Source organism: Lentzea sp. NPDC004782 (assembly GCF_040609115.1).
In the GTDB taxonomy this organism is placed as follows: Bacteria; Actinomycetota; Actinomycetes; order Mycobacteriales; family Pseudonocardiaceae; genus Lentzea.
The window spans coordinates 64,476-76,913 of sequence record NZ_JBEXJN010000019.1 but is presented as its reverse complement, the minus strand read 5'-3'; the positions used below and the strand labels follow the sequence as shown (position 1 = coordinate 76,913).

1 protein-coding gene (cut by a window edge) is annotated in these 12,438 nt (G+C 71.9%); it reads right to left on the bottom strand.

The genetic code is table 11. The annotated features are described in order from the left end of the window. On the bottom strand, window positions 1-12,438 hold the 5' end (the start) of the coding sequence (locus ABZV40_RS19235; protein ID WP_355442828.1) for a hypothetical protein. The gene continues 24,234 nt to the left of window position 1, outside the view; only the first 12,438 of its 36,672 coding nucleotides appear in the window; the start codon lies at window positions 12,436-12,438; its stop codon lies beyond the left edge, outside the window.

Sequence of the window (12,438 nt, the reverse complement as noted above, 5' to 3'; positions counted from 1 at the left end):
GCCGTCGTTCAACCGCAGCTCGAAGGAGTCCGCGCCGCCGCGCACCGCGACGTACATCGAGTCCGCCCGCCACGGTGCCGCGACCTCCTCGGCACCCCTGCGGCTCGGGAACCCCGACGAGTCCTCCGGGTGCAGGAACGTCCGCAGGTGCTCGCTCTGCGGTGCGGCCGCCCACCGCAGTGCGCCGGCCTCCTCGCGGCCGCCGAGGAACGTCAGACCGATCTGCTGACCGCGACGCTCCAGCGGGCGGACCTGGACCTCGCCGGGCTCGAAGCGGCGCACCTCACCGGCGGGATCGACGCCTTGTGGCCGCCGGTCCACCCACGGCACCCGGTCCGGCGAAGGCGTGCCACCGGAGGACGTCGTGTCCGAGAGGTCGTCGAAGGAAGGCACGCCGTGGACGGTCCAGCCGTCCTCGGTGCGCAGCACCTGCGTCCCGTCCTCGCCCGCGACGACGTCGGTCGTGCCGCGCGGCTCGTGCACCGTCTCGCGGAAGCCGAACTCGCTGACCAGGGCGTCGTGGAAGTCCCTGCCGCGTCCCAGCCCGGGAAGCGGCGTCGATGTCACCAGCGTGAGCGGAAGGTGCCCGGCGTCCATCGCGGCGCGGAAGACCTCGGACTCGCCGACCACCTTCGCGAACGCCGGACCGTCGACCAACGCCACGTCGCCGTCTGCGGTGTGCAGCACGTACCTGCCGTCGGGCGCCGACTCGACGTCCACGACGAACGACCGCGCCGGCACGGCGCCGTCCAGATCCGTGCCGCCCGCTCCGGCCCACGCCGAACCCGGCGCGGCGGCACCCTCGTCGCGGAACGACATGCCGACCACGCGACCGTCGCGCGGGACCGGCTCGGAGCGCACCTCGGCCGGCCTGAACGAGTCCCACGACGTGCCGTCGCGCACGACGAACTCACCCAGCGGGTGGGCGGGCCCGGACGAGAAGTGCTCCCAGGTTCCGCCGTCGGTGACCCTGGTCTCCCAGCCCCAGCGGGCGTTGCCGCTGATGACCGACGGGCGGGTGGGGGCGATCACCGGTTGCTGGTGGCCGAACTGCACCAGGGTGCGCTGGAAGTCGAAGGCGGCGCCGCCCGGCGCCGGCACGTTGCCGGTCCAGCAGGACATCAGCAGGATGCCCCTGGGTTCGCGCTCGGCCATCAGCTCGCGGAACGGGCGCAGGTCGTTCACCAGGCGGGCGTAGGTGTCACCGGTGACCCTGACGTCGCGGCCGTCGGTGAGCGTCACGTCGAACGTGCCGGGCTCGCCGTGCGCGAGGAGGTAGGCGGAGTGTTCCGGCCAGGGCGCCTGGTCGTAGCGGCCGACCGGCTCCCCGTGGACGTCGCGGCCGTCGTTGCGCGGGTTGTAGCCCTCGCCGTAGTAGAACGTCCTGCCCAGGTAGGGGTGCTGCTCCATCCCCCTGGCCACCGTCAGCTCGTTGCCGGTGATGAAGGCCAGGCCCATCGTGGCGCCGTCCGTCCGGACGATCGGGCGCGTCCGCACCTCGGCGCTGCGGAAGGTGACCGGCGCGTCGTCGTCGAGAATCCCCGACAGCGTCACGTTCTCCATCACGTTCGGCAACGGGAACGAACGCCACGCGCCACCCCGGTCCAGCACGAGTTCACCGCCGCGGCCGAACCGCGCGGTGCGCAGGTGCACGTCCGCCGTCGGCGCCACCACCAGGTGGTCCAGCGCGGCGCCGGCCAGCCCGCGTTCCAGGTCCCGCGCGGCACCACCCGGCAGGTCCACCGCGCCGGCCCGGCCCGACAGCAGCACCAGTGAACCGGTCGCGTTCGCCTGCGCCATGCGCCGGAACGAGTCGAGGCCGGTCAGCACGTCCGCGAACGTCGCGCCGTCCACCCGCACCTGGGTGCCGTCCGTCAGCCGCAGCTCGAACGAGGTCTCGCTGCCGCGCACCGCGACGTACGTCGAGTCCGGGTGCCACGGCGAGTCGAACCGCTCCGCGCCTCGGCGGCTCGGGAAGGCCGAGGAGGTGTCCGGGTGCAGGTAGCTGCGCAGGTGCGAGGCCGCGGGCTTCTCGCCCCACTCCAGCGAACGAGTGGCCTCAGCGCCGGACAGGAACGTCAGGCCGATCTGCTGACCGCGCCGGGAGATCGGCTGAACGCTCACCTCACCCGGTTCGAACCGGCGAATCTCACCGTGCGGGTCCGTCCCGGCGAGGCGCTCGTCGACCCAGGTCATCCGGTCGAGCTCGGCCACCGTGCCGCGAGCCGGCGCCGCCTCCCGGTCCGCGGCGGGCAGGACGGACTCGTCACCCTCGTCGATCGTCTCCAGCCGCGACGGCGACCGGCTCGGCCGGGACTCGCCTTCGCCGCCGTCCCTCTCGGCACCCTGCGGGTCCGATTCCACCCGTTCGTGCGGGAGGCCGGTGTCCGTCCGCGTCCCTTCGAGCAGGCCCTCCGCGTCGCCCGCCGGGTCCCGCACGGTCTCGACATCGCTCGCCACGCCACCGCGCCCCGGCTGCTGACCGGTGGCCGGCCCAGCCGAAGTGCCGGGAACGGACTCGGTCTCGGTGCGCCCGACCGGCATCTCGTACACCGGCTCGCGGAAGCCGAACTCCCGCTCCAGCGTGTCCTGGAAAGCCCGGCGCTGGCTCGGCACCTCCGCCGCCGTCGACGGCACCAGCGCGAGCGGCACCTGCTCCCCGTCGCCCATCGCCGTGCGGAACGGCTCGGACTCCGCGACCACCCGCGCGAACGTCGGCCCGTCGACCGACAGCGCGGTGCCGTCGGTGGTGTGCACGGTGAGCCAACCGTCCGAAGAGGACTCGACGTCCACGACGAACGCCCGCCCCGCCGGCTCGGACGTTCCCTCCGGCCGGAACGACACACCGGCCACGCGGCCGTCGTTGCGCACCACGGGCACGGACCGCACGTCGGCCGGTGCGAACGACGTCCACTCGCCGTCGGCGTGGCGCACGCCGAGCTGTCGTGCGTCGCCCGAGGCGAACCGCTCCCAGGTGCCCGAGTCGGCGATCCACGGCTCCCAGGTGCCGTCGCCGTGCCGCCAGGTGCCCACCTCGCGGGTCGGCGCGACCACGGGCTGGCGGTGGCCGAACTGGTCGAGCGCGCGCTGCAGGTCGTGCGCCACGCCTCCCGATCTGGGGAGCACGCCGGTGTCGCAGGAGATCAGCGTGAGGGCCTCGGTGTTCGCCGTGCCGTCGCGGAACGCCTTCAGGTCGTGCAGCACCCGGCCGAAGGTCTCGCCGTCGACCTGGACGGTGCGGCCGTCGACGAGGTCGAGGTGCACGGCGTCGCCCTCGCCGTGCGCGAAGACGTAGGAGGAGTTCTCCGGCCACGGCGCGGTTTCGGAGCGACCCCGGCCATCCGCCTCGGCGGCGTCGAGACCTTGCTCCGTCGGGTAGCCGGCGTCGTAGCGGCGCGTGGTGCCGGTCGGCTCGGACGTCACGGCGCCCACGTCGTCGCGCAGGTCGCGGCCCACGGTGAAGGCGACGCCGACCGGGGCGCCGTCCGCGCGGTGGAGTCCGGTGGCCCGCACGTCGCCGGTGCGGAAGGTGGTCGGCACCCGGCCGTCACCGATCGTCGCGGGCAGCACGAGGTTGTCGATGACGTCCGGCGTCGGGAACGCACGCCACCGGCCGCCGCGGTCCAGCACGACCTCGCCGCCGCGGCCGAACAGCGGGCTGCGCAGGTGCACGTCCGTCGTCGGCGCGACCACCAGGTGGTCCAGCGCGGCGGCCCGCAGCCCGCGCTCGAAGTCCCGCGCCGCGCCACCCGGCGCGTCGAGGGAGCCGCTGCGACTGGACAGCAGGACCAGCGACGCGGCTTCGTTGTGCTCCGACATCCGGCGGAACGAGTCCAGTCCGGACAGCACCTCCGCGAACGTCGTGCCGTCCACCCGCAGCGGTGTGCCGTCGCCCAGCCGCAGCTCGAAGTGGTGCTCTCCACCGCCCACCGCGACGTACGTCGAGTCGGCCCGCCACGGCGAGACGATCCGTTCCGCACCGCGAAGGCCGGGGAAGCCCGAGGACGTCTCCGGATGCACGTAGCCGCGGAGGTGCGACTCGGCCGACGCCTGCGCCCACTTCAGGGAGCGCGTGCCGTCCTTGCCCGACAGGAAGGTCAGGCCGATCTCCTGACCGTTCCGCGTCGTCAACGGCCGGACCTGCACCTCGCCCGGTTCGAAGTGGCGGATCTCCCCGGTCGGGTCCACACCGAACGGCCGCCGGTCCGTCCACGTCATGCGGTCGAGCTCGGCCACCGTGCCGCGAACGGGCGCCGCCTCCCGGTCCGCGGCGGGCAGGACGGACTCGTCGCCCTCGTCGATCGTGTCGAGCCCGGACGACGTTCCGTCGGCGGCTTCGTCCGACCGACCGGGACTGGTCTCGTCAGGTCCGTACAGGAAGTCCTCGATCGTCCTGTGCCGCGTGACCGGCTCGTCGCCGCCCCGGTGCTCCGGCGCGGCGTCGGCCCGCTCGCCGGACGACGGTGCCTCGTCGATCGGCTCGTTGAGGAAGTCGAGCAGCGACTTGCTGCGCCGAGTGCGCTCCGACGACGGTGCCTCGACCGGATCGGCCAGACCGAGCTGTTCGAGACCGGCGCGGTCGGTCTCGACGACGATGGGGCTGTCCGGCACGGTGTGCACCGGTTCCGTCCAGGCCTGCGGCGCCTTCGAGCTGCGGAAGGTGGGCGTGATCGTCCACTCTGGAGTGAGCCGGACCAGGTAGCGCTCGTCGCCGCTGCCCGTCGGCGCGGCGCCCTCCTCTGCCTCGGTCTCCTTCGTGGTCTTGACGGTCTGGTCGGCCGACGACTGGTAGTCGACCAGCTTCATGAAGTTCTCGATCACGTTGATGCCGGGCCGCTGCTGGGTGTTGTCGACGTGCACCGCACTGGCACTGGCCGACGGCATCAGGCCGGTCTGGACGCTGGTGGCCGTGCTGACCTTGGTGGTGTCGGTGTCCGACATCTTGGTGGTCAGCTCGGTCCGCACCGGGCCGATCAGCTCCCGTTTCACCACGTCGGCCGTGATGTCGACCTGTCGCACCGCATCCGACGTGATCTTGACGGTGTACGGCCGCCCGGCGAGCAGGTCACGCATGTGCGCCCGCAGCGGCAGGGACCCGGTCGCCGCCTGCAACTGGTGGATCGCGCGCGGGTGCAACATCGGTCGGTCGCCGTCGCCGCGCGCGAGCACCTCCAGCGCCTCGTACAGCGCGGGCGAGTCGAACGGCCGGACGTGCATCGGCGTCTCGGACTTCAGCCCGGCGGGCAGCTCCTGAGCCTGCTGCCACTCCTTCAGCGACCCTGTGGCCTCCCGCTGCGCCGGCGTCTGATGCCCGCCGGCGGGAACCGTCTCGTCCTTCGGCACGACCGAACGCACCGCGGAGGGCAGCGTGAAGTCGGTGGACCACGGCTTCTCGTACCAGGTGCTGCCGGGGAAGAAGCGGCGGAACTTGGTGGCCCGCGAGTAGTTGTAGACGTCCATCGTGACGTGCAGGTCGTGCAGGAACTCGACGACGTCCGAGGACCTCTTGGCGGTCACTGTCTCGCCGTGCTCGTGCGTCACGGTGCGAGTGGTCGTGGTGTCCCCGAAGCCACCGATGCTGGCGCCGAAGCCGCCGGCGGGGAGGCCCTTCTTGCCCATCGAGGTCAGCGCGCCGATGCCCCAGTCCCCACCCCAGGACGAGCCGGTGGACGAGCTGGACGACCGGGATGCGGCCGTCTCGCCTTCGACGGTCTCGCCGGGGGCGTGCCGGTGGAACTCGCCGGGGCCCAGATCCGCGCGCAGCACCACGAGCTGCTCGACGCGGCCGAAGACGTTGATGGCGGGCAGGAAGACCGGCAGGCCGCCGTTCAGCATGCTGCGCAGAGCCGGGCCGAACTCCGCTCCGGTCAGGGTCGGCCCGAGCACGTCGTTGACGAGCCGGTCGTTGAGGGTGCCGAAGTCGCCCGCGCCGCGGTTCACGAGGTCGGACCGAGGTGAGGTCAGCACCTCCTGGGCGAGCTCGACCACCGAGGCGGGCGCGCTTCTGGCGCCCTGCTCGACCGACCACTCGTCGAACCTGCTGGAGATCTGGAAGAGCAGCTCCTTGCCCGCTTCCAGGCGGTGCAGCTCCACCCGGCCGCTGCCACGGCCCACGTTGGAGGGCGCGGCGACGTTGTCAGGCGTCGTGACGTCGGGGTCGGCGTCGTCCTGCCGCGAGCCCTGTTCGTCACGTGCTCCTGTCTCGTCCGAGCCGTTGTCGTGGTCCGAGCCGTTGTCCGAGCGGTTGTCCGAGTCCCGTCCCGGGCTGGAGTCGGTTTCACCCTCGTTCGTGCGCCGGTAGGCCTTCGCCTCCTCGGGGAGCAGGTGTTCGAGGTCCGCGTCCCGCAGCAGGCCGATCTGGTGGATCTCGCTGGCGGGAATCCACGCCGTGGCGGCGTCCGGTACGTGCACGCGCTTCGCCGCCGAAGTGCTGCGGCCGTCGTGCTGGCCGCCGAGGAAGTCGTGCCAGCGCTGCCGTTTGCTGGTGTGCAGGTCGTACGTCGCGTCGAACGCGACGAGGTAGGCGCGCTCGGTCCGCGTGTGGACCACGGACTCCTTGACTCCGGTGCCCTCGGTCGAGCCCTGCTTGCTCATGTAGTTCACTCCGCCGCCGGCCATCCCGACCGCACTGGTGAACTTGTGGCCGAGGGGAGGCACGTCGACCGCGCCGGCACCGACTTCGACACCCTTGGCTTTCTGCTTGTCCGACGTCTGGGCGTGTTCCACCACCTCGGCGGTGGAGAACTTGTGCGTGGTGTCGACGGAGACGATGCGGGGGTTCCTCAGGTCTGCGGACAGGTCGACCCGCACGACGCGTTCCCGGTCGCCCAGAAGACCGGGCCGGTTGTAGGTGCGCAGTTCGACGCTGTCCTTGAACACCGCGGTCCGGTCGAACCGGCCGGCCCGCGCCGGAAGCTCGGCGAAGGCCTCGAGCGCCTCCCTGGCCGCGGTGCGCTCGTCCGGCTTGTTCAGGTCGGCGCCGGCCAGGTTGTTCGGCTTGTGCTGGTCGATGTTGGCCGGCCGGTTGCCGAACAGCACCCGCCTGCCCCAGCCCGCCAGCTTGTTGCCCGGCTCCTCGTCGACCATGCGCGCCACCGTGGGCACGAGGTCGGGCACGGGCTTGAGCGAGTCGAGCTGGAACACCGGCGGCAGGTAGGCGGCGCGGTGCGTGCCCATCCTCGACGCCGCCCGCCAGCCGGCGGTGTTGTCGATGTTCTCCCAGCGCGGCGTCACCTCCTCGTCGAGATCCTCGACGACGCTGTCGCGGCGGCTCCTCGTCGTGTCGGGCACGGGTGCCGGGCGCTCGGGGACGAGAACGTCGGCCTCTCCGCGGAACGTGTGCACCTTCTCGCCGTTGCCCGCCCAGCGGTCACCGAGCGAGACCTCGACCTCGATCGGGTAGCTGGTGCGGTGCAGCGGCCGCTCGCCGTCGAACCTGTGCTCGACACCGACCTCGTGTGTGAGGCTCTCGACGTTCTTGGTGCTGTACTTGCCGTAGATGTAGGCGTTGCCGGACTTGAAGTTCTTCACCCGGCCGTCGAAGACGTAGCCCGAGGCGCCGTAGGTCGTGTCCCACGACTTGGTCAGGTCGACGCTTTCCTTGCGCGACACCGAGGTGATCGTCTTCGCCACCTCACCGGGCACCACGCCGGCGTACCGACCTTCGACCGTGACGGGCCGGGTCTTGACGAACACGTCGGGCGCGTCGCCTGCCCACGAACTGACGGGCAACCGTACCGGCTCGCCCCGTCCGATCTCCCTGGCGTGGTCGTGCACGAACTGCCGCAGGCGCTGCTCGAACGGCCCCAGGTCCTTCGACCGCACGAAACCCTCGACCCACAACCGGTGCAGGGTGGGGCCGACGATGCCCGCGACCGTCTCCTCCGGCAGGGCGTGGATCACGTCCAGCTGGTGCAGCGCGCGGTCCAGGTCCACCGTCTCGGGCACGGCGTGCCGGGACGTTTCCGGTTCGGTGGCGTGCGGGACCGGGTCCTCGGCGGCCCCCTCCGGCTTGCTCCACACGGTCCCGTCCGCGTCGACCTTGAAGCGGCGTGCGTCCGCACCCGAGCCGACCTGGACGAGGTAGGAGAACCGCACCTGCTGGGTCTCGACGGGTCCCGTGTAGGTGCTGGTGACCTCCTGCCGTCCCTTGGCGGTGGTCTTGCTCGCCGTCGTCGTGGTCGCGTACTTGTACATGAGCGGACCGGCGGCACCGCCCAGCGCACCCGTGATGTCACCGGCCTGGATGAAGAGACCGCCGCCCCAGCGCAGACTCACCGACTGCCCGGACGTCGCCTCGTAGCTGGAGTCCCGCGTCCGCACGATCTTGCCGTCGACCATCTCCTTGGGACGGACGGCCTGCGTGTCCACGACCGCGATCGACACCTCGACCCGCTCGCGCCTGCCGGGCAGCTTGAACGTCTCGCGCACCGGCTCACCGGTGAGCAGCTCGGTGCCGCGGTCCGGCAGGGTGGCGAGCCAGTCGCGGAACCGGCGCGCACCGGGGTGCCCGATCGGGAAGTTCTCCGCCTTCGGTCCGGCGAGTGCCCGCTCGACCTCGTTGTAGATCTTGTGCAGACCGTTGATCTCGACCTGGGCGATGTCGCGCGGTCGCAGGTCCGGTCTGATCGGCTGTGGTGGCGGCTCGACCACCTCCCGCCGTGGCCACACCAGCGGCACGTCCACCGACACCGCGTCGGTCTTCGTCTGGCTCTTCTGCCACGGCCACTTCCGCGGCTCGCGCACCGTGAGCTTGAAGGTGACGTCGTGCACGGACCGCTCGGCACGCAAGCCCGTCTCGGTCACCTCCGTCTTCAGGCCGCGCGAGAGCTTCGCCGCCATCGACGAAGACGGCTGGTTGAACAGACCCGCGAGCCTGAGCGTGATGTTGACGAACGGCGTCGGCACCCGGAAGTTGCGGGCGTCAGCCGAGATCGGCGACCGCTCACTGGTCACCGACTGCTCCGACGGCGTACGCGTGCGCTTGTTCGCGAAGTCGGTCGCCTTCGGCTGGACGTCACGCCCGGAACTGACGCCGACGACCTCGATCTTGACCTGAGGCGCCTGCCGCGTCTTCACCCCGAGATCCACGACCACGCCACCGTCCGCGGCGCGGTGGAAGTGGGCCTTGATGTTCTCGTCGGAGAAGTGCGTCTCGACCGCCTCGCGCAGCAACCGGTCGGTGCGGGTGTCCTTCAGCCCGAGCTGGTCGATGATCGCCTTGCGCACCGCCGTGCCGTCGATGTCGCCGTCGACGACGGGCCGTTCCGAACGCGCCCGCTGGACGAGGTCGGCCGGATCCGGCGTGCCGGCGGGGTCGTCCTCGCGTGCCGGGGTGATCTCGAGCTCGTGCCTGGTCGAAGGCTCGTCCGTGCGCGTGGCCGCCTCGTCCGTGCGGCCACTGCCCGGCACAGGCGAGGCTTCGCCGTCCGCATCGGCCCGCTGATGGTGGGTGGCGGGGTCCGGGGTGCGGTCGGACGACGGTGCGCCGTTGCCGTCGGACGTCGTGGCGACCCGATCCTGCTGCTGCTGCTGCGCACCGGGCCGGTCGGCGCTCGGCTCGGACGAGCGCGTGTCCGGCTGCCGGCCGTCGCGCACCCGCTGATCCGTGGCGTTGCCGGGTCGCCCGCCGTCCGACTGGCCCGTCGACTGGCCGGGACGTGTCTGCGTCTCCGGCCGGGCACCGGTGGTGGGGGTGTCCGAGCGGACGCCACCGGTCTGCGTCTCCGGCCGCCCACCCGCCGTGGGGCCGTCCGAACGGACACCACCAGTCTGCGTCTCCGGCCGCCCACCCGTGGTGGGCACTTCCTGCCGACCACCAGGCACGTGCTGATCCAGCCGGTTGCCCGCCGGCACATCCGGACGAGCAACGCTCGCGCGCTGATCAGGCCGAGCGCCGACGTCCTGCCCGTCCAGCCTGCCACCGGGCACCGGACCGGCGATCGGCGTGCCATCGCCCGTGCCGACGTCCAACTTGCCGCCGGTAACCGGACCAACGGTCGGCGCGACGTCGTCGGTGCGCTGCTCTTTTGCCGCGACCGGCTGCTCGGCCATGCGGTCCGGCACCTGCGGAGTGCTCCGCTCGCCCGCATCGGGCGTGCGCGGCTGCTCGTCCCGCACCGAACGGTCCGCCGCCGGGTCCACACCCTCCCGCGAACTGGGCGACTGGCGGTCACCCCCGTCCGACGGAACCGGCGGGTCGTCCGAGCCGCGCGGAGCAGGACCGTCGGTCGAGGTCGACGTGACAGGCCCCGTCTCCTGACCGGGCCGCGAGGCATCCGGAACAGGCGACGCCACGCCGTCGGCCGACCTGCCGCCGGTCGAACCCTCGACCGACCCGGTGGAACCGGTCCCCGACCGGTCGCCTGCCCCGGAACCGCTCGGCGTAACCGAACCCGTGGTCGGCGTGGTGCTCGGAGTCGTGCCCGTCGCCGGAGTCGTGCTCGTGGCTGGCGTCGTGCCCGTCGCCGGAGTCGTGCTCGTAGCCGGGGTGGTGCCCGTAGCCGGAGTCGTACCCGTCGCCGGAGTCGTACCCGTGGCCGGAGTCGTGCCCGTCGCTGGCGTCGTGCCCGTCGCTGGCGTCGTGCCCGTCGCTGGCGTCGTGCCCGTCGCTGGCGTCGTGCCCGTCGCTGGCGTCGTGCTCGTAGTCGGAGTCGTACCCGTGGCCGGAGTCGTGCCCGCAGCCGGAGTCGTGCCCGCAGCCGGAGTCGTGCTCGCAGTCGGAGTCGTGCCCGTCGCTGGCGTCGTGCTCGTAGTCGGAGTCGTACCCGCAGCCGGAGTCGTACCCGCAGCCGGAGTCGTGCTCGCAGTCGGAGTCGTGCCCGTCGCTGGCGTCGTGCCCGTGGCCGGGGTGGTGCCCGTGGACGGAGTCGTACCCGTGGCTGGCGTCGTGCTCGTAGTCGGAGTCGTACCCGTCGCTGGCGTCGTGCTCGTAGTCGGAGTCGTACCCGTGGCCGGAGTCGTGCCCGTCGCCGGAGTCGTACCCGTCGCCGGAGCCGTACCCGCAGCCGGAGCCGTACCCGCAGCCGGAGCCGTACCCGCAGCCGGAGCCGTACCCGCAGCCGGAGCCGTACCCGCAGCCGGAGTCGTACCCGTCACCGGAGCCGTACCCGTCACCGGAGCCGTACCCGTCGCCGGAGTCGTGCCCGTCGCCGGAGTCGTACCCGTCGCCGGAGTCGTACCCGTCACCGGAGCCGTACCCGTCGCCGGGGTGGTGCTCGTCGTGACCGGGCGGCCGCTTGCGTCGACGGGAGTGGGGGCGCTGGAGCCGCTCGTCGACATGTTGGAGCCGCGGGCCGTGCTCGGGGTGCTGCTGGAGGGATCACGCGCGGCGTTGGTGCTGCCGCCTGGGGTGGCCGGGCTGCTCTGGGTCGGGACCGGGGTCGAGGTGGCGGGGGACGTGTCGGTGCTCGGCGCGTCGAAGGTGGTGCCGACTCGGGTGCCGTTGTCGATGGCCGGCGACGAGGACGTGTTGCCGAGGTCGACGTTGGGCAGGGTGAAGTTGGGGACGGTGACGGGCTTGACGACTGCGGGGTCGACGCTGGGGACCTTGGCGTGCTTGCTGCCGCCGCCTGGCTCCAGGGAGCCGAAGATGCCGTCCGTCGCGCTGCCGGAGCTGTGGGTGGCCTTGTTGGTGAGCGGGTTGCTCAGTGCCGCGAGCGGGATCTGGACGATGCTGTTGGCCAGCGGGGTGAGGCTCCGGATGCTGCGGGGCAGCATCCGGCCGATGTCGCGGCCGAGTTTGCCGAAGAGACCGACGGCGCCTTCGCCCAGGCCGCCGAGGGCGCCACCGATCGCGCCACCGATCGCGCTGCCCTTCAGCGAGTTCAGGTCCCAGCCGTCGCGTTTGCCCGCGATGATCTGGCCGGCCTGGATGCCCCCGTCGAGGCCCACCATCAGCGCGGTGCCGAACGCCGCTCCCGTCAGCGTCCTGATGACGAGGGTCTTGGCGATGTTCATCAGGCCGTACTGCATCAGCCTGGTGATGAGCATGCGCAGCGCGAAACCAATGCCCACGCGGGCGGCCGCGATCACTCCCGGGACGAAGAGCGAACCGAACAGCGAAGCCAGGAGAGAAGCGATCGTCGCGGCCAGAACTCCCAGCATCGAGACGATCATGATCTTGGTCTTCTGGATGTCCGCGGCCGCGTTCTTGAGCATCTTGGCGTAGGCCCGGGCCTGGTCCTCCAGCTGACCAGCGCCCTCGCGGAACGTCCCGGAGAGCATCTTCTGGATCTCGTCGCTCGTGGCGCCCTCCATCACGGTGGAGAAGTCGCCCGAGATGGTCAGCAACTGGTTGCTGAGCGAGTCGAGCTCGCCGGCCAGCACCTCCCACTGCCACGAGAGCTCCCTGAGGTCACCCTCGCTGCCCTCCGGCCAGGGCATGCCAACCGTGAACTTCAGCAGGCGCTGAAGCGCGGGAGGCAGATGGGTGGTCAC